This window comes from Desulfuromusa ferrireducens (genome assembly GCF_055389805.1).
Genome location: NZ_AP042415.1, coordinates 4,367,672 through 4,388,656, shown reverse-complemented (window position 1 = coordinate 4,388,656; position 20,985 = coordinate 4,367,672). Strand labels below are relative to the sequence as shown.

The following is a 20,985-nucleotide window of genomic DNA, read 5'->3' as shown; positions in this document are numbered from 1 at the left end:
GATGAAAAAGATATTTTTAAGCGGTTTGCTGTTGTTGACAATGTTCGGTTCCGCTTGGGCGATCCCGCAGCCGCAAGAGCAGGTTGAGACGATGATTACTTCGGTGCTGAGCGTTTTGCAGCAGACCGATTTGACAACAGATGACAAAAGAGCGCAGGTCAGCGGTCGGGTTCAGGAATTTCTCAACGTCGCCTCAATGGCGCAACGGACCCTCGGTTCTTATTGGCTCGGGGCAACAGAAGAGCAGCGGCAGCGTTTTTCCGATCTATTTGTTCGGGTCCTGGAAGGAACCTATCTGAACCGCATCGGCGATTATTCGGGCGGCGAAGTGCAATACCTCAAGCAGCGGGTCAAGGGTGACAAGGCGATTATCGATACCAAGATCGTTGCTGAAGATCTGACTATCCCGGTTCAGTACAAGATGATCCTCGAAAATGAGACCTGGCAGGTTTTTGATGTGATTATCGAAGGGGTCAGCCTGATACGTAACTACCGTTCCAGTTATGGCGAGATCATCCGTAGGGATGGCTACGACGGTCTGTTCGCCCTGATGGAGCAGAAGGTCATCTCCATGGAGGCACCTGTTTCGCAGTAAGCTTTCAGGGCGAAACACCGATTTTGAAAAAAGAGCCATCTTCCATCGGGAGGTGGCTCTTTTGCGTCTGCAATCTTCAGCTAATATTCCTGAACCTGTCCAAAGACCATGCTGATAATTTCTCTGGCCGTTTCTTCCACCGATTTGTTGGTGGTATCCACAATGCGCCATTTTCTGTTTTTCTTTTTCAGATCATGGACCATTTCCATTTCATCAAAGATCCGCCTCAGGTCGGTATAGTTGCTCTGGGTTTTATAGTGTTTCACCCGGGCGCTGCGAATTTTTTGCAACACCTCCGAATCCATGACCAGGCAAACGACGCGACTCTGATCCACTTGGTAGACTTCCTTGGGGATGGGGACTTCCGGGATCAGCGGAATGTTCACCACTTTGTATCCCTGCTGCGCCAAGAAGTAAGAGGTCGGCGTTTTAGATGTTCTGGATAACCCCAGAATGAGAATGTCCGCCTCAAAAACCTTATTGACGTCCTTGCCATCATCATTTTTCATCGAAAATTCAATAGCATCGATCCGCTTGAAATAGTTGTTGTCGACTCTTCTGAGCAGGTTGGCGTCTTCTTTCGGCTCAATGCCCAGGTATGCTGACATTTCTTCTATCGGCGGCCCCAGAATGTCAATGTGCTTCAAACCCTCATCCAGGCAAATCTCATGCACGAATTTACGGGTCTCTTTCTTGGCAATGGTAAAGGCGACAAATGCACCTTTCTCCTTCGCTTCCATCAAGATTCTTTTTATTTTCGCCGGATTTTCCATCTTTGAAAATATGCGTAGCGCTGACGATGGCAAGTCAAATTGGATCATGCTTGCTTTTAATACATTCATTGCGCTCTGGCCAATACCGTCTGAGATGATATACACCAGTTTTTCGTCTTGATTGCTCTGCTCCGTCATCACCTTCACCAATCAGTTTGTTTTGCGGTTGTATCCACGGGAATTTTCTCACTGACAATATTTACCCCTAAAGCCACTTCTTTCGCAAGTTATCAGCAAAGGAGCGGTTCCATTTCCGCGGTCATCGCGTAACTTCCCCGGAAGAACAATAAAAAAAAGGCACAGCCAACTTAATGACTGAGCCTCTTCAAGTTATGGTCACAGCGAGAGGATTCGAACATCCGACACCTCGCCCCGGTTTTCGTTCCACAGGGTTATTCCTGCGAGTTATTGATTTCTGAATTGTTTTTTGTGTGACGTGGTTTTTTGCGAAAGCATAACTTAATCAGCGGAACTTCAATGTAATATCTGAACAAGGTGCATATTATAAAACTCGCGGCGATAGCGATGATAATAGCCAAGAAAGGACCAAGCCATTCCCACAGGTAGCTGCCAATCGTTATGCATAGAGACACCAAGAGAGCACCTGGCGCTATTTTTTCGTGAATGTTTTTTGTTCTCCCCCGACTCACGCAGCAAACTAAACTGCTGGCAATATACAGCCCCCCGAAATAAAAAATTAACTGACTGAGTGTATCCATAATATTCTCCTTCCCCCGAAAGGGCATCTCCCCGAGACATTCAAGTTTCCCCCTAGGACCAGATCCGCCCCGGAGAACAAAAAAAAGGCTCAGCCAACTAAATGACTGAGCCCTTTTAAATTATGGTCGGAGCGAGAGGATTCGAACCTCCGACATCTTGGTCCCAAACCAAGCGCGCTACCAGGCTGCGCTACGCTCCGACGGAGAAGATAGGTACCATGGTGAATTCTGAAAATCAATCTTTTTTGTCAGTTTTTTTGATTTAAATTTCCCATTCGATCAACCGATCATTTTCGAACAGGTCGCTGACGATTTGTACTGCGATCTGTTCCGTTGTGCTGATGCCACCATCAAAGCGGTACTCAGGTTTTTCTGGCGTTTCGTAGCTCGCGTCGATCCCGGCAATATGGCTCAGCTCTCCAGAACGAACCTTTTGGTAGGCTCCGGTTTTGTCGCGCTGCTCGCAGATCTCCAGTGGTGTGTCGAGATAGATTTCGACAAATTCTTCTGAGGTGAAAATCTCCCGCGCCATCCGCCGTTCGTTGCGAAATGGTGCAACCAGCGGGGCGATGACGATGATTCCCGCTTCCACCAAGATGTGGGCGACTTCAGCGATCCGGCGAATATGCTCGACCTGATCGGCATCGTCGTAGCCGAGATCGCGGTTGAGGTTGTGGCGCAGGTTGTCGCCATCGAGAATATAGGTGTGCTTGCCCATCGAGTGCAGTTTTTTTTCGATCAGGTTGGCGACCGTCGATTTGCCCGCGCCCGGAAGACCGGTCAGCCAGAGCACCTTCGGCGTTTGTCGCTTGAGCGCAGCATGCGCTTGCTTGTCGACATCGAGTGCTTGCCAGTGGCTGTCGGTGGCACGTTGCAGCGGCGCAGCGATCATCCCGGCACCGACGGTGGCATTGCTGAGTCGATCGATGAGGATAAAGCTGCCGGTGCCGCGATTGTCACGGTAGGCATCAAAGGGGATCTCACTGTTGACGCTGATATGACAGTGACCAACCTCGTTCAGTGTCAGGGTCTTGCCCGGCTCCTGCTGCAGGTTATTGACGTTGATCTTGTATTTAACTGCGTCGATCTGTGCCGGGACCGTACTTGAACCGGCTTTGAGCAGATAGCTGCGGCCGGGCAGCAGGGCGTCTTCGTGCAGCCAGACCAATTTGCTCTCAAAGCGATCGACATAATGGGGGCGCGACTGTGCAGTAGAGAGCAGATCGCCGCGGCTGATATCGATCTCATCTTCCAGCGTCAGGGTGACCGCCTGTCCGGCGATTGCAGCGGTGAGATCACCGTCCATGGTGACGATCCGCGCGATCTTGCTGGTCTGCCCTGAAGAGGAAACGACGATTTCATCGCCTTGGCGGATGGTCCCGGCGGCGATGCTGCCGCAGAAGCCACGGAAATCGAGATTCGGCCGGTTGACCCACTGCACGCGCATGCGGAACTGTTGCTGCGCTGCGGTATCGCTGACATCGACGCTTTCGAGTTGATTCATCAGCGACGGACCCGGGTACCACTCGGTGTTCAGGCTCGGGGCGAGAATGTTATCGCCTTCCAGCGCCGAGATCGGAATCGCGGTGATCGACGCAAAACCCAGGTCGGCGGCAAACTCGGTATATTCAGCACGGATCGCATCAAACTGTTGCTGACTGTAATCGACCAGATCCATCTTGTTTATCGCCAGAATAATGTGGCGGATGCCGACCAGCGAAGTCAGATAGCTGTGACGCCGGGTCTGGGTGAGGATGCCTTTGCGCGCATCGATCAGAATCACCGCCACCTGTGCCGTCGAAGCGCCGGTGACCATGTTGCGGGTGTACTGTTCGTGACCGGGGGTGTCGGCGACGATGAACTTGCGCTTGTCGGTGGAAAAAAAACGGTAGGCGACATCGATGGTGATGCCCTGTTCCCGCTCCGCCTGCAAACCATCGAGCAGCAGGGCATAGTCGATCTTTTCGCCCTGCGTGCCGCAGCGCTTACTGTCACTTTCCAGCGCCGCCAGTTGATCTTCGAAGATCATCTTCGAGTCCCACAGCAGCCGGCCGATCAGGGTGCTTTTGCCATCATCGACGCTGCCGCAGGTGATAAAGCGCAGCAGTGACTTCTCCTCCTGTTGCTTCAGGTAGGCGTGGATGTCCGCGGCAATCAAATCAGATTGGTGTGCCATTAGAAATAACCCTCCTGTTTTTTCTTCTCCATCGATCCGGATGAATCATGATCGATCAGTCGTCCCTGACGCTCCGAGGTGCGCGTCAGCAGCATCTCCTGGATAATCTCTGGTAACGTTGCAGCGGTCGATTCCACCGCACCGGTCAGCGGATAACAGCCGAGGGTGCGAAAGCGCACCGACTTCATTTCGATCTTCTCGCCCGGTTGCAGCTCCAGTCGCTCGTCATCGGCCATAATCAGCATGCCGTCGCGCTCGACCACCGGCCGTTCTTTAGCGAAGTAAAGCGGCACAATCGGGATCTCTTCCAGGTAGATGTACTGCCAGATGTCCAGTTCGGTCCAGTTGGACAGCGGAAAGGTGCGGATGCTTTCGCCCTGAGCCACGCGGGTATTGTAGATATCCCACAATTCCGGACGTTGACTCTTTGGATCCCAGCGATGGCTGGCGCTGCGGAAGGAGAATATCCGCTCCTTGGCACGCGATTTTTCCTCGTCGCGTCGTGCGCCCCCGAAGGCGGCGTCAAACTTGTATTTGTCGAGGGCCTGTTTGAGCCCCTCGGTTTTCATCACGTCGGTGTGTACTGCGCTGCCGTGAGAAAAGGGACCGATGCCCTGCTTAACGCCATCAATGTTGACGTGGGTCAGCAGCTCAAAATCATATTGGTCGGCGATCTGGTCGCGGAACTCGATCATCTCACGAAACTTCCAGGTGGTGTCGACGTGCAGCAGTGGAAAAGGCAGCTTGGCCGGATAGAAGGCCTTGCGCGCCAGGTGCAGCATCACCGCCGAATCCTTGCCGACCGAATAGAGCATCACCGGGTTTTCAAACTCGGCCGCCACTTCGCGCATGATGTGAATACTCTCCGCCTCCAGTTGCCGCAGATGGGTCATTTGAGTGCTCATGTTTTATCCTTTGGGTTTTGATTTTTAGCTGTAGGGGCGACCCGGTGGGTCGCCCGTGACTTTGTGTCAAGGTTGGAATACGGGCGACTCAGCGAGTCGCCCCTACAACGATGTCTACCTTTTGTGCAGGCCGCATTCCTTATGCTCCGGATTTTCCCACCACCAGCGTCCGGCGCGGCTGTCTTCTCCGGCCTGAACGGCGCGGGAACAGGGCGCGCAACCGATGGAGGGGAAGCCTCGGTGATGCAGTTGATTGATCGGCAGACGCTGTTGCTTGACGTAGTCTTTGGTCTGCTCCTCGCTCCAGTAAACCAGCGGGTTGAGCTTGACGATGGCGCCGTTGGCTTGATCAATCTCAATCGGTTGCAGTTCGCTGCGTGTCGTTCCCTGCTCGCGGCGTTGCCCGGTGATCCATCCGGACAGTCCTTTTAGGGCCCGCTGCAGCGGTTCCACTTTGCGGATATGGCAGCATTGGTGACGGTTTTCCCGTGACTGGTGGAAAGAAAACAGGCCCTTCTCCCGCTCGAGCTTTTCCACCGCCGCTTGACTGGGAAAATACCAATCAATGTTGATGTCGTAACGCAGGCGGATAGTTTCGGCGATCTCCAGGGTTTCTTCATTGAGCCGCCCGGTATCGATGGCAAATACGCTTACCTTGCGCTCTAATTTGCTTAGCATGTCGATCAGCACAATATCTTCGATACTAAAGGAACTGGCTAATGCCACCGGACCGTCGATGCAGGTCAACCCTTTTTGCAGTAAGAGTTGTGGTTCGTTCACCCCGTTGAGGCGCTTCGACGTGTTTGTCTCGAGTAAGTGATTTTCGACCAGTTTCATCCCCAGTGCCTTTCTTGCTGCTAAATATAATATTCCGGTTCTTGTTTTTCGCGTCCGTAGGGGAGGCGATTCCACAGTCGTTCGTGTCCGAAATAGATGAAGAATTTGCTGACCGTGTCGGCAACGCCGATGGTTGCGGCAAATTCCCCCTTGCCGGTCAGCGCGAAAACGATGCCGGTAGTAATTATGGTCGCCAAAAAGCGCCAGGAGAGGGCTTTGGCAAGGCTGCGTCTAGTTGTGTCCATATCCGGCTCACATATTTATCGGCTTAAGGGTGTTGAAAGAATTTTCGAGAAAATATTATTTACTATGAAAATAGTCAAGATAAAAATGTGGACAAAGTTTATGGATGCGCTGTGCGGGACTTGGAAGGTCGCGTTAAAACAGTATCCTAACGCGTGTCTGCTGCCTAGAAAGATGTTGACTCTTGAGCTGGGAAAGTGTTTTTATTATAACCGCTAAAAGCAGTGTGGGATTGGGCGGACAGCAAACAGGAGTCTACGGAATTATGCCGATCGATTATCAGGGTTTACGAATTGAGGGAATATATAAACAAAATGATGCCGGGCAACTGATGATGCGGGTCAAGCTGGCCAGTGGCCTGATATCCGTTTCGCAAGCTGCGGCGTTGGCCCGCTTGGGGACGCAGTACGGGAGTGGTGTCTTTCATCTGACGACGCGCGGCAGTATTGAGTTTCATGATCTTGAATACGTGCAGATCCCAGCTGTGCAGCGCGGCATGGCTGCGGTTGGACTTTTCTCCCGCGGAGCTTGCGGTGGTGCGGTGCGGGGCATCTCCTGCAGTACCGGTTTCGGCCGTGGTTTCAATTACACCCAGGTGCTGGGGCGCAAACTGTTGCAGCATTTTAGTGGCAATCCACATTTCGAAGGTTTGCCGAAAAAATTCAAAATTGCCGTTGAGGCCGATTATACAGACAGTCGTCACCTGATTCAGGATCTGGCTTTTGTCTATGTCGATCAGGAAGATGGGCAGGCTTTTTACGATGTCTGGGTGGCTGGCGGCTTAGGCCGGGCCCCGCAAGCGGCGCTCCTTTATCGGCAGCGAGTGGCCGAAGGCGAACTGCTGGTGCTGGCCGAGTCGATCGTCCGGGTTTATGCCGCCAATGTTGAACCACCCAAACGGCTGAAGACATTGTTCAGCAGTAAGGGCGAGGACGAGTTCCGGCGTCTGCTGGAGGTGGAATTGGCACAGGCCGAACCGGTACAATTTAAGGATGCCTTTGATAAATCCTTACTGCCGGTTAGCGGAGAACAGGCGGAGCTGCAATTGATCGTACCGGTTGCCGCCGGAGAGCTGCAGGCCAAAGAGTTGGCCCAGCTTGCTGCTGCGACCGAGCAAGCCGGGGTTGAGTATCTGCAGGTGACGGCGGATCAGAACCTGGCGCTGCTGCCGGTTGATGCTGCGCAGCGGCAACTGCTGCTCGATCTTTTGACGCAGGCCGGGTTTGCCGGACTCGGGCAACCGTTTGCGGTGCTGCGCGTCTGCCCAGGGAATCAGGAGTGTCGCATGGGCTTGGCTGATACGCGTGCCCTGGCGGCGCTGTTTTCGCAGCGCTTTGGTGCGCGTTTGGACGGCCGCACTGTGGCGATCTCCGGTTGCGCCAACTCCTGCGCGCAACCGCAATTGGCCGAAATCGGCATCATCGCCAGCAAGAGTGTTAAAGGCGACGACGGGCAACGCACCCCGCGTTTCGATCTCTATCAGCGCCACGCGGAAGACTTAGGTATCCGGGTTGCCGAACAACTGACGGAAGACAAACTACTGAGCGCCCTCGCTCCGCTGCTGTAACCCCCCGCCTAAAGACAAGTCAACAAGTATCGGGGGAGTGGTTTCACTCTCCCGATTTTTCTCCCTGCTGCAGGGCGGCAAAAATCCCTCAACCTGATAGGCTTTTATCGATAGCAATCAACTTCGATTGCGCGCTACTTGATTCCCTGTGCGGGAAAAAGGAGGGCCAATGTCGGTTGTTGAGCAGAATCCGGTTCATCAGTTACAAGTCGACGAACTGCTGGTTGAACTGTCGAGCAGCGCCGCAGGCTTGACGCAAGCGCAGGCTGCCGAGCGGTTGGCGCACTGGGGCCGTAACGAACTGCGTGCTGCGCAACGCCGTTCCCCCTGGCGGATGCTGTTCGATCAGTTTTGCGATCCGATGATTATCCTGCTGCTGGTCGCGGCATTGATTTCTGGGATGATTGGTGAGTTGCAGGATGCCATCGTTATCCTGGTCATCGTTGTGCTGAACAGCGTGATCGGCTTTATTCAGGAATATCGCGCCGAGAAAGCCCTGGCCGCGCTGAAGAAGCTGGCTGCGCCTTTTGCCACCGTCAGTCGTGACGGGCAACGGCTGCGCATTCCGGCTGGTGAGCTGGTGCCGGGGGATCTGCTGCATCTCGATGCCGGGACCATCATCCCTGCTGATTTGCGCCTGCTCGAAGTGAGCAGTTTGCAGGTCGACGAAGCGGCTCTGACCGGTGAATCGCAGGCGGTCGAAAAAAGCCTTGCCGTCTCCAGCCGTGTAGATCTGTCATTGGGCGATCGCCGCAACATGGCCTATCGCGGCACCCAGGTGACTTACGGGCGCGGCTGCGGATTGGTGACGGCGACCGGCATGCAGACCGAAATGGGCAAAATCGCCCATCTGCTCGACAGCACCGAAACCACCAAAACACCACTGCAACACCGGCTGGCCCGGGTCGGGCGCAATCTGGCCCTGGTGACAGTGCTGATCTGCGCCGTGGTCTTTGTTGCCGGATTGTTTCGCGGTGAAGAGCTGTTATTGATGTTTTTGACCGCTGTCAGTCTGGCGGTGGCAGCGGTGCCGGAAGCGTTGCCGGCCGTGGTGACGATCTGTCTGGCGTTGGGGGCGCGGCAGCTGGTACGACAGAACAGTCTGATCCGTCGCTTGCCCGCGGTCGAAACCCTCGGTTCGACCACCTGTATCTGCAGTGATAAAACCGGCACATTGACCCTCAACCAGATGACCGTCGAGCAATGTCTCGATGCCCGCTTGCATCCGCTCGGGCAGGGGCGTCCGGCCACCGATGACCTGTTGCTGCTGGCGATGGCGTTGAGTAACGATGTCAACCGTTCGGCCGACGGCAGTTGGCTCGGAGATCCGACCGAGGTGGCATTGGCGGCTAAAGCGCAGCAACTCGGCTTTGATAAGCGACAATTGTCTGTCGACTATCCACGCGTTGCCGAACTGCCGTTCAGTTCCGAACGCCAGGCAATGAGTACCCTGCATCGTTTGCCTCAGGGTGGTTTTCAGCTGTTCTGTAAAGGCAGCTTTGAAGCGGTGGCAGCGCGCTGCCGTCCTTTTTCGTCGTCAGAGGCCGAGGCCAAGGTTGCCGAAATGGCCAGTTCTGGGCTGCGGGTGTTGGCTTTTGCCGGGCGACGTTTCGAGCAGCATCCCGGCGAACTTCGCGCCGACGAACATGAATCCGAACTGGAATTCCTCGGTCTCTGCGGCTCTTTTGACCCGCCGCGCGAAGAAACCGCCGCGGCGATCGAAGAATGTCGTCGAGCGGGGATCGTGCCAATCATGATTACCGGTGATCATCCGCTCACTGCTGTGCAGATTGCTGCCCGCATCGGTTTGGTTGCTTCGACAGATGTCCGAGTCGTCACCGGCAGCGAGCTGGCGCAGCTGAGCGAAGCGGTACTGGTTGAATTGGCCGGGGAGGTACGGGTTTACGCGCGCGTGGCACCGGAGCAGAAGTTGAAGATCGTTGCTGCACTGCAACAACGCGGCGAAGCTGTGGCGATGACCGGTGATGGGGTCAATGATGCTCCGGCGCTGAAAAAAGCCGAGATCGGCATCGCCATGGGCATTACCGGCACCGATGTCGCCAAGGAAGCGGCCGGCATGGTGTTGCTCGACGATAACTTTGCCACTATCGTCAAGTCGGTGCGCGAAGGGCGCAAGATTTATGACAATATCCGCAAGTTTGTCAAATATACCCTGACCAGCAATGCCGGTGAGATCTGGACCATATTTCTTGCCCCTTTCCTGGGGCTGCCGATCCCGCTGCTGCCGATCCATCTCCTCTGGATTAATCTGTTGACCGATGGCGCACCGGGCCTGGCGCTGACCACTGAACCGGCGGAAAAGAACATCATGCAACGACCGCCGGTGCCGCCGGATGAAGGGCTGTTTGCGCGCGGCATGTGGCAGCAGATCATCTGGATTGGTTTGTTGATGGGCGGGGTCTGCCTGTTGACCCAGGCGGTTGCCATGGCGCGTGGCTGGCATTGGCAGACCATGGTTTTTACTGTCCTGTGCGTGTCGCAACTGTTCCACTCGCTGGCGATCCGCTCTGATCGGGAGTCGCTCTTTAGTCAGGGACTGACCAGCAACCTGCCGTTACTGATTACTGTGTTACTCAGTATTGCGGTTCAGTTGGGAATCGTATATCTTCCCGCATTGCAGTCTATTTTTCATACTCAGGCACTGACTCCAGTTGAGCTGCTGTTCTGCTTTGTTATGTCGACGCTGGTCTTTATCAGTGTTGAGTTTGAAAAACTGCTACAGCGGCGCGGGTGGTTGCGTTACAAGTAGTTATGCTTTAATGCGTGGTTGCTGGTAAAGTGCTCCTTTGTCGGCTAAGCTATGAAATAATTGAAAAATTACTTTATCGGTTAACTTTCTGTGGGGATAATATATGACCAAGCATGAATTCAAGCCAGGGCAGGAATTGTCCGGGTTTCTCGTTGAGCGGATCGATCCGTTGCCGGTACTGAATGCTACGATGATCCGTCTGCAGCACCAGGCAACTGGTGCACGTTTCATGCACTTGGAGCGGGAGGATGACAACCACCTGTTCGCGGTCGGTTTCCGCACCCCGCCGGACGATTCGACCGGGGTGGCCCACATCCTTGAGCATACGGCACTCTGTGGTTCCAAACGCTTCCCGGTGCGCGATCCCTTCTTTTCGATGCTCAAGCGCAGCCTTAACAGCTTCATGAACGCCATGACCGCCAGCGACTGGACCCTCTATCCCTTCTCCAGCATGAATCGCAAGGATTACCAGAACCTGCTCGAAATCTATCTCGATGCCGCTTTTTTCCCACAGCTGAGCGAGCGTGATTTCAGTCAGGAAGGGCACCGGCTGGAGTTTGCCGAGGCCGCTGATCCGCAGTCACCGCTGGAGTACAAGGGGGTGGTTTACAACGAGATGAAGGGCGCCATGTCCGATCCCTCGTCGCTGCTATCGCGGCGCATGGGTCGTCATCTCTACCCGACCACCACCTATCGGCATAATTCCGGTGGTGAGCCGGCCGATATCCCGGCTCTGTCCTGGCAGCAGCTGCGCGATTTTCACGCTCGTTACTATCACCCGAGTAACGCCTGGTTTTTCAGCTCCGGCAACCTTGACCTGCCCGCACTGCTGGCCACGGTCGAAGAGCGGGTGCTGAAGAATTTCGAGCGGTTGGAGCTCGACAGCGAAGTGCCCGCCGAACAGCGCCTCGACACGCCGCAGCAGGTCACCGAAACCTATCCGCTCGATGCCGGGGAGCCGTTGGAAAAGCGTTCGATGGTGCAGGTCGCCTGGCTGACCAACGATATCAACGACAGCTTCGAGCGGCTGGCGATGTCGCTACTGTCGAGCTTGTTACTCGGCAACCCGGCCGCGCCGCTCTACAAGGCGCTGCTCGATTCCGGTCTGGGTGCCAATCTGGCTCCTGGCGTGGGTTACCACGATGATAACCGCACCACCTATTTTGCCGCCGGCCTGCAGGGCACCGATCCGGAGCAGCTTGAGGCGATTGAAAAACTGGTGCTTGAAACCCTGGAGCAGGTGGCCACCGAGGGCTTTTCCCGCGAGCGGATCGATGGCACCATCCACCGGCTCGAATTTGCCAACCGTGAAGTGTCCGGCGACAGCTATCCCTATTCGCTGCTGTTGTTGATGCGGTTGCTCGGTTCCTGGATTCACGGCGGCGACCCGCTGGAGTCGCTCAACTTTGACCAGAATCTGCAGCGCTTGGCGGCGGAGCTGGACAAGGGGCCTTTCTTTGAAAACTTGATTCGTGAGCAGTTGCTCGCGAATCGGCATCGCGTGACCTTGCTGCTCAAGCCGGATACTGAGCTTGGGCCACAGCAGGACGCGGCCACGCGTGGCGAACTGGATAAAATCCAGCAACGGCTCAGTGCCGAAGAGCAGCAGCAAATAGTTGCGCAGGCACTGGCGTTGAAAAATGCCCAGGAAGAAGCGGAAGATCTTGCCTGTCTGCCGACCCTGGAGTTGAGCGACATCCCGCCGGTTGAAGTGGCGGTCAAGGTCGAAACTCAGCAACGCAACAGCGTTAAAAGCAACTGGTTTGCGCAACCGACCAACGGTATCGGCACGGTGGCGCTGAATTTTGCTCTTGACGGTTTGAGCGAAGAGCAGCGTCTCTATCTGCCGATTTTTAGCAGTCTGTTGACCCAGGTCGGTGCCGGTAAGCGTGATTACCTGCAGATGGCGCAGGCGATGGAAGCGGTCACCGGTGGCATTTCAGCACGGACTTCGCTGCTCGATAATCCGCAGGATCTGGATAAATACAGCGCCAGTTTCGAACTGAAGGGCAAGGCGCTGGTTCGCAATTGCGCTGCGCTGTTTGAGTTGTTGCAGGATATCACCCTGGCACCCGATTTTTCTGATTTGCAACGGATTCACACGGTTCTCAACCAGCTGAAGGTTTCGCTGGAGAACTCAGTCCCCCAGTCAGGACACACCTACGCGGCGCGTACGGCAGCTGCTTGTCAGACTCCGGCGGCCCGCTTGCGGGAACAGTGGTCGGGTTTGACGCAGGTGGCGGTGATTCGGCAATGGGCGGCAAAAACGCAAGAAGAAATGCAGCCGTTGGCCGATATGCTGACACAAATAGGTCGACAACTGTTCTGCCGGGTTCAGTTGCAGACCGCTGTGACGGTGGAGAAGGATAATTTTGCTCCCTTCGACAGCGCGCTGGATGGACTGCTTAAGGCGCTGCCGGAAACGGTCGTGGCAGCGGAGTTTGTCGCGCCACTGTTTAGTCCCCAGCCGCAGCGACAGGGATTTGTCTGGTCGGTGCCGGTTAATTATGTCACCCGAGCGTTCCGTACCATCTCTTTCAGCCATCCTGACAGCGCTGCCTTGACGGTTCTGTCGAAGCTGCTGCGGGCCGAATTTTTGCATCGCGAAATCCGTGAAAAGGGCGGCGCCTATGGCGGTTTGGCCAGTTATAATTCCGAGTCGGGGATTTTCTCTATGCTCTCCTATCGCGATCCACACATCCTGCGGACGCTGGATGTCTATGATCAGGCCATCGCCTGGGCCGCCGCCGGGGAGTTTCCCGCCGATGCGGTCAAGGAATCGATCCTGGCGGTTTTCAGTGATCTCGACAAGCCACTCTCGCCCGCTGGGGTCGGAGCGCAGGAGTTTGCCAACCTGCGCCAGGGCATGACCCTGGAGATGCGCAACCAGATGCGTCAACATTTGCTGGCCGTTGATGCCGCGGCGCTAAAACGTGTGGCAACAACCTATTTGCAAAATGGCGCCAGCGCCGTTTCGGTGCTGGCTGGGGAAGCGGCCTTGCTGCAAGCTAATGAACAGCTTGGCGAGGCTAAATTGGAACTGCGGAAGATTTAGAATTTGCTGTTTCGTAGGGGCGACCTGTAGGTCGCCCGTTTGTGGCAACGGAATAATCCGGGCGACCTGTAGGTCGCCCCTACCCATTGTTTTTTAGAAAGTTACAGATGTCAAAGCAACAAACGTTTTTTGCTACAGCCGCTCTCGGTCTCGAATCCCTACTGGCCGCTGAACTTATTGCCCTGGGCGCCGAAGAAGTCAAAGAGGAGCGGGCCGGAGCCAGCTTCGTCGGTGACTTGGCAACCGCTTATCGCGTCTGCCTTTGGTCGCGACTGGCCAGTCGGGTGCTGTTGCCGATCGCCAACTTTCCTGCCAGTGATCCCGATGAACTCTATGCCGAAGTGCAGAAGATTGATTGGACCGCGCATCTGCTGGTGAGCAGCACCTTTGTCGTCGATTGCACGACCATCCGTTCGCAGATCAACCACACCCGTTATGGGGCACTGCGGGTCAAGGATGCCATTGTTGACCAGTTTCGCGCTCGCGATGGCGAGCGTCCGTCGATTTCGCTTGAGCGGCCTGATTTGCGCATCAATCTGCATCTGTTCAAAGATCAGGCAACACTGAGTATCGATCTTGCCGGCGACAGTTTGCATCGCCGTGGTTATCGGATCGACGGTGTGCACGCGCCGCTCAAGGAAAATTTGGCGGCCGCGATCCTGATTCGTGGCGGCTGGCCGCAGATCGCCGAACAGGGCGGTGTGCTGGTCGATCCGATGTGTGGTTCCGGAACCCTGCCGCTGGAAGCAGGCCTTATGGCGACCGACAGCGCACCGGGGTTGCTGCGTGATTATTTCGGTTTTCTCGGTTGGTTGCAGTTTGATGCCGAACTCTGGCAGCGATTGCGTGAGGAAGCATTAGAGCGACAAAACGCCGGAATGCAGCGCAAGCTGGCGCCGATCGTCGGCTATGATGGCGATGGCCGGGCGGTCAAGGCGGCCTGGCAGCACGCACAAAATGCCGGGCTGGATAAAATCATCCATTTTGAAAAACGTACCCTGCGCGAGTTTACCGCCCCGCTCGGTTTTGCCCCCGGCTTGTTGGTGGCTAATCCGCCCTACGGTGAGCGGCTCGGCGAAGAGAGTCAATTGTCAGCCCTTTACAATCAACTCGGCGAGAAGATGGCCGTCGAATGCTCCGGCTGGAAAGCGGCGGTGATTACCTCTAATCCGCAACTGGGTCGTTCCATCGGTCTGCGCGCCGGGAAGATCAATACCCTGTACAACGGTGCCATCAAGTGTCAGCTGTTGCAGTTCGAGTTGGACAAGCAGAATCGCTGGCAGTCGTTGGCCGAAGGTGCGGGCAAGCCAGTTAAAAAAGAACTCTCCCCCGGGGCTGAGATGTTCGCCAACCGACTCCGTAAAAATCTGAAGAAATTTAAAAAATGGGCCAAAAAGCAAGAGGTCGATTGCTATCGGCTTTACGATGCCGATCTGCCGGAGTACGCGGTGGCGGTTGATATCTATGACGATGAAGTGCACCTGCAGGAATACCGGGCACCGAAGGACGTCGATCCGAAAAAGGCCGCCCAGCGGTTGCTGGAGATTCAGGAAGCTCTGCCGCAGGTGCTTGATATCGCGCCAACAAAGATTCATCTGAAGGTGCGTGAGCAACAAAAAGGCAAGCAGCAGTACGAGAAGCAGTCGCGCCGCGGTATTCTCAAGGAGGTTCAGGAGGGCAACTGCCGGTTTTTGGTCAACCTGACCGATTATCTCGATACCGGTCTGTTTCTCGATCATCGTCCGATCCGCCGCTTGATTCAGGACATGTCTCATGACGTCCGGTTTCTCAACCTGTTTGCCTATACCGGCGCGGCGACCGTGCATGCGCTGATGGGTGGGGCGAGAAAAACCACCACTGTCGATATGTCGCGCACCTATCTGGAGTGGGCGCAGAAGAATATTGCCCTGAACGATTTTGACCGTAAAGATGAAGAGTTGATCCAGGCCGATTGTATGAAGTGGCTCGATGACGCTCAGAGCGTCCGCGCCGCTAGCTACGATCTGATTTTCCTCGATCCGCCGACCTTTTCCAATTCCAAGTCGATGGAGACGACTTTCGATATTCAGCGCGATCACGTTGATCTGCTCGGCAAGGTGGCTAACCTCCTTGCGCCTGGAGGGACGCTGGTCTTTTCCAATAACCTGCGCAATTTCAAGTTGGATGTCGAGGCGTTGCCGAATCTGCAGATAGAGAATCTGGGCAATAAAATGATTCCCCTCGATTACGAGCGCAACCCACGCATTCACAATTGCTGGTTGATCCGCAACAACGATTAATTGCCCTGGATAGAGGGCGAACAACGACTGGAGCGCAGATGTTTGAACTTGATCCACGCCTGCAGGCCGATACCATCATGCTTGGCGATTTCCCCCTCTGCCGCCTGCTATTGATGAATGAGCAGACGTACCCCTGGTTCATTTTGGTGCCGCGGCGAGTGGGGATTCGCGAGATCCACCACTTGAGTGAAGCCGATCAGCAGTTGTTGTGGCAGGAGTCCGCGCAACTTGCGGCCTGGTTGGAATCATCCTTCAGTTTTGATAAACTGAATGTGGCGGCATTGGGGAATGTCGTCAGTCAGTTGCATCTGCACCATGTCGGCCGTAGTGTCGGCGATCCGACCTGGCCGGGACCGGTCTGGGGGCAACGGTCGCCGGTTCCTTATGCTGCGGCAGAGATTACAAAGATCAGGCAGAAAGTCAAAATTGGCCTGTCCGGTCTTAACGTCGGTTGAAATTTAGGGAGATAATGATGAAAATATCCGCTCAATGGTTGTGGCTGCCGATCCTTTTGCTGATCGCCGGTTGTGGTGTGATGACCCGTGAAATTGCTCCGGATGAGAAAGTGATCTACGACGAGGGCTATCACTTCTCCGATAAAAAAGCGATCGTTGCCGAGATGGTAACCTCTTTGACCCGCAAGCATCCGCTGGTGATGGCGACCGATCGCCCGGTGTTGATCGTCTACGGAGTTGCTAACCGCACCAGTGAACATATCAGTACCAGCGCCATCACCGATGATATCCGTCAGGCGTTGTTGGAGAGCGGGCGGGTGCGGTTTGTCAACGAAACCCAGCGGCAGAACATCGCCACTGAAACCAGTTACCAGTATGGCGGCAGTGTTGCCGCCGATACCCGGATTCTGAAAGCCCGACAGGTTGGCGCCAAATACATGTTGACCGGGACCCTGCGTTCGATGGAAAAGAAAGAGCCGCGGCAGATGCGTCTGACCAAACGGACTCTGATGTACTACAGCCTGAACATGGAACTGACCGATATCGAAACCGGCCTGATCGAGTGGGCCGACAGCACCGAAGTGATTCGCGAATCGACCAAACCGTTTATCGGCTGGTAGGCTGAGCCGGTCTCTGACAGTTATGATGAATCCCCTAAAAGCCGGGTTGGTGCGAGTCTGCCGGCCCGGCTTGCATATTTTTATGCTGCTGTTGCTGGCTGTTTTGGTCAGTGGCTGTGCCGGTCGTCTGAATAAAGCCGGCGGGCTGTTTTACGCCGATCAGCCGCAACAGGCTTTGGCAGAACTGGAAAAGGGCGATTGGTTCGGCCAGCGCAATGAGCTGCTGTTTTTGATGGAGCGCGGTTCGGTTCTGCATCAATTGGGGCGCTATCGGGAGAGTGCCGATGTTCTGCTTAGGGCGGCACAGCGGATCAACGAATTAGAGCTTCTCAGCGTCAGCGAACAGCTCGGGAGTCTGGTTACCACCGAGTGGCTGCTGCGCTATAAGGGCGAATACAGCGAGCGGCTCTGGGTGCACAGCTACCTGATGATGAATTTTCTGCTGCTCGGTGAGTACGACAGCGCTGTGGTTGAGGCGAAACAATCTCTGCAGCTGCTCGGTCGCTACCCTGAGGCGCTGCAAGCTGCTTACTTCAGCCGGGCGCTGATCGCGCTCAGCTTCAGCACGGTTGCTGAAGACAATGATGCCTACCTGGTTTACCGACGTTTAGCCGACGATCTTCCAAATCCTACTCCGGTGGCGGCCGATCTGGTACGGATCAGCGCTCGCCTCGGCCAGCTCGATGAGGTTGCTAAATTTCAGCCTTATTTGCCGGATCCGCTTCCCGCTGGCGCTGGCGAGTTGGTGTTGTTTATCGCCAATGGCAGGATTCCCAAAAAACTTCCCGGCAATGTGGTGCTGCCGCCATCGATCCGTTTTTCCTTCCCTTATTACGATTCTCCCCCGACACCTCTACTTCGGAACGAGGTGTTCCCTGCGTGGCCAATGTTACCAGTTCTTTCAACTGACCTTGCCGCAGTCGCCGAGCATTCGCTCAGTGAGCGCAAAGTGGCACTGATTATCAAAGAAACCGCTCGGGTCGCGGCAAAAGAGGCAATATCTCAGGCTGTTGGCAAAGAGCACGGTCAGACCGCGGAAGCCGTGGTGCGGATTTCTCTGTTGCTGCTCGAAGAACCGGATACCCGCTCATGGCAAACCTTGCCAGGGCGACTGACCCTGATTCGCATACCACTGCTCGCCGGGCAACATAGCCTGCGTGTCAGGTTGAGTGGTGGGCGTTATGGCACGCCGGAGATCGCCCTGCCGGAATTTCAACTGCGGCCGGGGCAGAGAATTTTTCATTCCTTACGCTTTTAAATAGGCCAAGCCGATTCGACCCAAATGGGTTGGTTCTCTTTTAGACATCTTCGCTAAATCAGCCGTTTGCACGAAGTTAGAGAAGTGGATTTCATTAATCTCTTTTGTTGCTGTGGATAGAGTTGTGTCCGGCGTTGATGAATGCTCGCTCAATGGGTTGAATTCTTCTTGCCGGTTGGTTTGTTTTGGGTTAGTTTGCGTTAACACGAAAAGGCAAAACCAGAGAAATCTGGTGACGCAAAGCCACGGGTCCTCAATTTAGGATAGCCGGGTTACCGAATGGGAGAATAAGTGCCAAGGTGTAAGTGTGGCTCCTGTCTCGGTTTTTGAGATGGGAGTTTTTTTATTGATGGGCTCTTGCATTAAAAGCCGTTCAAGTGCTTGAAAAATAGGAACTTATCCGTCATCGCGTCACCATAAATGTTAAACTTGAAAGTGTGGAATCGGCGATTTTGTCAGTCGTTACATTTTGGTAAGGTGGGGCTCGAATTATGCGGATTACAAGTATTGGTGTCGCTCTCGTTGTTTTGTTTGTCTCGTTGGCTCAGGCCGTCCCCAGTCAGCAGTTTCAGTTAGGGAAAAGTAGTTTGCAACTTCATCGCTGGGATGTTGAGAGAATAATTGCTTACCGGCAGGCGTCCGAACAACGCCATCAGCAATATCTTGCCAAAATAGAAGGCTTGAAGGAAAGTCTCCGAAACCGAATACCCGCTTATCCCTTTGGGTCGTTTTATGGTGCCTGTCCTGAAGATACCCTTTGGGCGATGGTGACGGTTCAGAATCCGCAGTTAATGGCCGATATCCGGGCGGAGAATCATACGCCCAATCAGGCGGTTGCAGAGTCCTCTCCGGAAGACTTTATTCTTGAGTCCGGTCAACTCGTTTTCGCCGAGGGGAGTTCTCTGGATGGCTATAAAGCTGATCCACGCCAGCCCTCGATTGTGCTGCTGGCCGCGACCAATGCAGGCCCACGAATTGCCGCGTCGACTGTCTTGACCGCTGAAGGGATGCAGCGACAATCGGTTAATGGTTGTAGTGGTTGTCATGTCCGTTAGAAATATTGTCGTTGGATAAAGTTGGCTTGCTAAATGCGGGTTCTCATGCCGGGAAAAATGATCATCAGCCTCTGCGTTGATTCTTCTTTAAGTGAGTATTTCGCCGCGGCGGGCCATGCAAGTGATGTCGACGCCAAAGATAGCCTTGTCGCCTTTATGGCTTCTTTTTTGAATGACACACGTTATCCCCTTGCCGCATGCCGGACTGGTGAGCGTGAAATTCTGCTGTCCTACCGACTGAAAGCATTTGCCGATCCAATTTTTTGATTTCAGTTTTTATCTTAACTGCAGATTTTCCAAGTTGAATAAGGCGACCCGCGAGGGTGGCAGCAGTGTTTTGCGTCGTGAAATACCTGAATCTGTTATTGCTCCTTGACATAAAAAGAGCGGCTGACGAGAATAAGTATTCATTAATGTTTCCCCGGTGCGCAAGGAGCACAATAATGATCGGTCGTGAGTCGTTGTCAATGTCACGCTTAGAGCGTGATCCGAACCTTCTGCAGCGAATGCTGGGAACGGTAGCCTTGGTTTCCATTCTGCTGATTCTGGCTCTGACCTCCTATGGAATCTATACCTCTTCGGTTGCCGACGTCCTTCAGGTTGCCGAAGATGATGCCCTGCGCATCGGCACGGTGATGGTCGATCAACAATATCCCTACCTGTTCGCCGCCGGCGAAGAGAGTATTTCCATTACGGCAGAAAATATCGATCGGTTCGACAGCTACGTCCGGGATTTTCTCCATCCTTTTGCCATCGTTAAAATTAAGGTTTTTTCCCGTACCGGCATTGTTGTCTACAGCACCGATAAAAATATTATTGGCATGCAGGTGGCAGATAATAATCGACTGATCCGCGCTTTGAGCGGCGTGGTCGATTCCCATCAGGAAACCAAAGAAGAAGTCATTGATCTCGCCGAAGAGCAATTGTTGGATGTGGATGTGGTAGAAACCTATCTGCCGGTCCGCAATCAGCTTGGAAATATTGCCGGCAGCTTCGAACTTTATGTTGATGTCACCCGCTATCGCGATGAAATCAATCAACGCGTGATTGCCTCCGCCAGTATCCTCGCGGTTATTTTAGTCGGAGTGTTCGCCCTGTCTTTTGCGTTTGTCAACCTAGGCGCCAGGCAGCTGAAGAATCTTCTCGGTCGCTTGCAACAGCAGGCGGTCACCGACCCTCTGACCGGGATTTTCAACCGTGGCGCCGTGCTTAATCGTGCCGCCGAAGAACTTTCGCGCATGGAACGACATAGGGAGTTAGAACCCGTTGCCAGCCTGGGCTTGATTATGGTCGATCTCGATCATTTCAAAAAGGTCAATGATACCTACGGTCATCTGGCTGGCGATGAAGTATTGCGCGTCATGTCGAAACGTGTGCAAAGTTGCCTGCGGGAATACGATATTTTTGGCCGTTACGGCGGCGAGGAGTTTCTGGTCATCGTCCCTGATTGTGATTTTCCCGGTTCGGTGGAGGCGGCTGAGCGGATCCGTCATGAACTGATCAAAGCTCCGGTTGTTGTCGGCGAGCAGAGTTTACCCATCACCGCCAGCTTTGGCGTAACCTGCTGTCTCGATCCTGCTGAAGGGGTCAATGCAGCGTTGCAACGGGCTGATGAGGCCTTGTATCAGGCGAAAGATGAAGGCCGCAATCGGGTAGTTGGGCTTAAGTAGTCCCAATT

General features: G+C 54.5%; 17 protein-coding genes, 1 tRNA gene and 1 riboswitch. Of the genes, 11 read left to right on the top strand and 7 right to left on the bottom strand.

Translation table 11 applies throughout. From position 1 onward, the window contains the following. Nucleotide 1: 1 nt before the first annotated feature. Complete coding sequence (locus ACZ5PT_RS19680) at nucleotides 2-595, top strand: MlaC/ttg2D family ABC transporter substrate-binding protein (protein ID WP_464264715.1); 594 nt, start codon at nucleotides 2-4, stop codon at nucleotides 593-595. An 80-nt stretch (nucleotides 596-675) separates the two neighbouring features. Here ACZ5PT_RS19680 and ACZ5PT_RS19675 read toward each other — a convergent pair whose 3' ends face one another. From ACZ5PT_RS19675 to ACZ5PT_RS19645, 7 genes are all read right to left on the bottom strand, one after another. After that, nucleotides 676-1,506 (bottom strand): pyruvate, water dikinase regulatory protein, encoded by an 831-nt coding sequence (locus ACZ5PT_RS19675; protein ID WP_464264714.1) that lies wholly within the window; start codon nucleotides 1,504-1,506, stop codon nucleotides 676-678. 254 nt (nucleotides 1,507-1,760) lie between these two features. Further along, nucleotides 1,761-2,087: a hypothetical protein gene (locus ACZ5PT_RS19670; RefSeq protein WP_464264713.1), complete on the bottom strand. Its 327-nt coding sequence runs from the start codon at nucleotides 2,085-2,087 to the stop codon at nucleotides 1,761-1,763. A gap of 123 nt (nucleotides 2,088-2,210) precedes the next feature. Then, nucleotides 2,211-2,287, bottom strand: a tRNA-Pro gene (locus ACZ5PT_RS19665). A 62-nt stretch (nucleotides 2,288-2,349) separates the two neighbouring features. Then, complete coding sequence (gene cysN / locus ACZ5PT_RS19660) at nucleotides 2,350-4,263, bottom strand: sulfate adenylyltransferase subunit CysN (protein WP_464264712.1); 1,914 nt, start codon at nucleotides 4,261-4,263, stop codon at nucleotides 2,350-2,352. Continuing rightward, nucleotides 4,263-5,168 (bottom strand): sulfate adenylyltransferase subunit CysD, encoded by a 906-nt coding sequence (gene cysD, locus ACZ5PT_RS19655; protein ID WP_464264711.1) that lies wholly within the window; start codon nucleotides 5,166-5,168, stop codon nucleotides 4,263-4,265. Before cysD ends, cysN begins: the two co-directional genes overlap by 1 nt. A 114-nt stretch (nucleotides 5,169-5,282) precedes the next feature. After that, nucleotides 5,283-6,005 carry a phosphoadenylyl-sulfate reductase gene (locus ACZ5PT_RS19650; protein WP_464264710.1) on the bottom strand — a complete coding sequence of 241 codons (723 nt, stop codon included), beginning with the start codon at nucleotides 6,003-6,005 and terminating at the stop codon, nucleotides 5,283-5,285. A gap of 20 nt (nucleotides 6,006-6,025) precedes the next feature. Next, on the bottom strand, nucleotides 6,026-6,250 hold the full coding sequence (locus ACZ5PT_RS19645) for a DUF2061 domain-containing protein (RefSeq protein WP_464264709.1): 225 nt from the start codon (nucleotides 6,248-6,250) through the stop codon (nucleotides 6,026-6,028). A gap of 263 nt (nucleotides 6,251-6,513) precedes the next feature. Between ACZ5PT_RS19645 and ACZ5PT_RS19640 the strand changes: the two genes are divergently transcribed. The 10 genes from ACZ5PT_RS19640 to ACZ5PT_RS19595 all read left to right on the top strand — a co-directional run bounded on the left by ACZ5PT_RS19640 (nucleotide 6,514) and on the right by ACZ5PT_RS19595 (nucleotide 20,977). Next, nucleotides 6,514-7,815 carry a nitrite/sulfite reductase gene (locus ACZ5PT_RS19640; RefSeq protein WP_464264708.1) on the top strand — a complete coding sequence of 434 codons (1,302 nt, stop codon included), beginning with the start codon at nucleotides 6,514-6,516 and terminating at the stop codon, nucleotides 7,813-7,815. Nucleotides 7,816-7,984: 169 nt separating this feature from the next. Next, nucleotides 7,985-10,585: a cation-translocating P-type ATPase gene (locus tag ACZ5PT_RS19635; protein WP_464264707.1), complete on the top strand. Its 2,601-nt coding sequence runs from the start codon at nucleotides 7,985-7,987 to the stop codon at nucleotides 10,583-10,585. A gap of 103 nt (nucleotides 10,586-10,688) precedes the next feature. After that, the gene (locus tag ACZ5PT_RS19630) at nucleotides 10,689-13,640 is read left to right on the top strand and encodes an insulinase family protein (RefSeq protein WP_464264706.1); all 2,952 of its coding nucleotides are present in this window, start codon (nucleotides 10,689-10,691) and stop codon (nucleotides 13,638-13,640) included. Between the two features lie 107 nt (nucleotides 13,641-13,747). Beyond that, entirely contained in the window at nucleotides 13,748-15,919 is a 2,172-nt protein-coding gene (gene rlmKL, locus ACZ5PT_RS19625; RefSeq protein WP_464264705.1) for a bifunctional 23S rRNA (guanine(2069)-N(7))-methyltransferase RlmK/23S rRNA (guanine(2445)-N(2))-methyltransferase RlmL, read from the top strand. 38 nt (nucleotides 15,920-15,957) lie between these two features. Next, a complete protein-coding gene (locus tag ACZ5PT_RS19620; protein ID WP_464264704.1) occupies nucleotides 15,958-16,374 on the top strand; it encodes an HIT domain-containing protein in 417 nt (138 codons plus the stop codon). A gap of 17 nt (nucleotides 16,375-16,391) precedes the next feature. Next, the gene (locus tag ACZ5PT_RS19615) at nucleotides 16,392-16,994 is read left to right on the top strand and encodes a penicillin-binding protein activator LpoB (protein ID WP_464264703.1); all 603 of its coding nucleotides are present in this window, start codon (nucleotides 16,392-16,394) and stop codon (nucleotides 16,992-16,994) included. Between the two features lie 22 nt (nucleotides 16,995-17,016). Next, nucleotides 17,017-18,252: a COG3014 family protein gene (locus ACZ5PT_RS19610; protein WP_464264702.1), complete on the top strand. Its 1,236-nt coding sequence runs from the start codon at nucleotides 17,017-17,019 to the stop codon at nucleotides 18,250-18,252. A 202-nt stretch (nucleotides 18,253-18,454) separates the two neighbouring features. Then, nucleotides 18,455-18,532, top strand: a riboswitch (cyclic di-GMP riboswitch). A 211-nt stretch (nucleotides 18,533-18,743) separates the two neighbouring features. Further along, the gene (locus ACZ5PT_RS19605; protein WP_464264701.1) at nucleotides 18,744-19,307 is read left to right on the top strand and encodes a hypothetical protein; all 564 of its coding nucleotides are present in this window, start codon (nucleotides 18,744-18,746) and stop codon (nucleotides 19,305-19,307) included. A 45-nt stretch (nucleotides 19,308-19,352) separates the two neighbouring features. Next, complete coding sequence (locus tag ACZ5PT_RS19600) at nucleotides 19,353-19,574, top strand: hypothetical protein (RefSeq protein ID WP_464264700.1); 222 nt, start codon at nucleotides 19,353-19,355, stop codon at nucleotides 19,572-19,574. Between the two features lie 176 nt (nucleotides 19,575-19,750). Beyond that, nucleotides 19,751-20,977: a GGDEF domain-containing protein gene (locus ACZ5PT_RS19595; protein WP_464264699.1), complete on the top strand. Its 1,227-nt coding sequence runs from the start codon at nucleotides 19,751-19,753 to the stop codon at nucleotides 20,975-20,977. The last annotated feature ends 8 nt before the right edge of the window (nucleotides 20,978-20,985 follow it).

What these genes read in the sequence shown, in the direction of transcription:
- ACZ5PT_RS19680 (WP_464264715.1), top strand. Translation starts at nt 2, where the DNA reads ATGAAAAAGATATTTTTAAGCGGTTTGCTGTTGTTGACAATGTTCGGT.
- ACZ5PT_RS19675 (WP_464264714.1), bottom strand. Translation starts at nt 1,506, where the DNA reads ATGACGGAGCAGAGCAATCAAGACGAAAAACTGGTGTATATCATCTCA.
- ACZ5PT_RS19670 (WP_464264713.1), bottom strand. Translation starts at nt 2,087, where the DNA reads ATGGATACACTCAGTCAGTTAATTTTTTATTTCGGGGGGCTGTATATT.
- cysN (WP_464264712.1), bottom strand. Translation starts at nt 4,263, where the DNA reads ATGGCACACCAATCTGATTTGATTGCCGCGGACATCCACGCCTACCTG.
- cysD (WP_464264711.1), bottom strand. Translation starts at nt 5,168, where the DNA reads ATGAGCACTCAAATGACCCATCTGCGGCAACTGGAGGCGGAGAGTATT.
- ACZ5PT_RS19650 (WP_464264710.1), bottom strand. Translation starts at nt 6,005, where the DNA reads ATGAAACTGGTCGAAAATCACTTACTCGAGACAAACACGTCGAAGCGC.
- ACZ5PT_RS19645 (WP_464264709.1), bottom strand. Translation starts at nt 6,250, where the DNA reads ATGGACACAACTAGACGCAGCCTTGCCAAAGCCCTCTCCTGGCGCTTT.
- ACZ5PT_RS19640 (WP_464264708.1), top strand. Translation starts at nt 6,514, where the DNA reads ATGCCGATCGATTATCAGGGTTTACGAATTGAGGGAATATATAAACAA.
- ACZ5PT_RS19635 (WP_464264707.1), top strand. Translation starts at nt 7,985, where the DNA reads ATGTCGGTTGTTGAGCAGAATCCGGTTCATCAGTTACAAGTCGACGAA.
- ACZ5PT_RS19630 (WP_464264706.1), top strand. Translation starts at nt 10,689, where the DNA reads ATGACCAAGCATGAATTCAAGCCAGGGCAGGAATTGTCCGGGTTTCTC.
- rlmKL (WP_464264705.1), top strand. Translation starts at nt 13,748, where the DNA reads ATGTCAAAGCAACAAACGTTTTTTGCTACAGCCGCTCTCGGTCTCGAA.
- ACZ5PT_RS19620 (WP_464264704.1), top strand. Translation starts at nt 15,958, where the DNA reads ATGTTTGAACTTGATCCACGCCTGCAGGCCGATACCATCATGCTTGGC.
- ACZ5PT_RS19615 (WP_464264703.1), top strand. Translation starts at nt 16,392, where the DNA reads ATGAAAATATCCGCTCAATGGTTGTGGCTGCCGATCCTTTTGCTGATC.
- ACZ5PT_RS19610 (WP_464264702.1), top strand. Translation starts at nt 17,017, where the DNA reads ATGATGAATCCCCTAAAAGCCGGGTTGGTGCGAGTCTGCCGGCCCGGC.
- ACZ5PT_RS19605 (WP_464264701.1), top strand. Translation starts at nt 18,744, where the DNA reads ATGCGGATTACAAGTATTGGTGTCGCTCTCGTTGTTTTGTTTGTCTCG.
- ACZ5PT_RS19600 (WP_464264700.1), top strand. Translation starts at nt 19,353, where the DNA reads ATGCCGGGAAAAATGATCATCAGCCTCTGCGTTGATTCTTCTTTAAGT.
- ACZ5PT_RS19595 (WP_464264699.1), top strand. Translation starts at nt 19,751, where the DNA reads ATGATCGGTCGTGAGTCGTTGTCAATGTCACGCTTAGAGCGTGATCCG.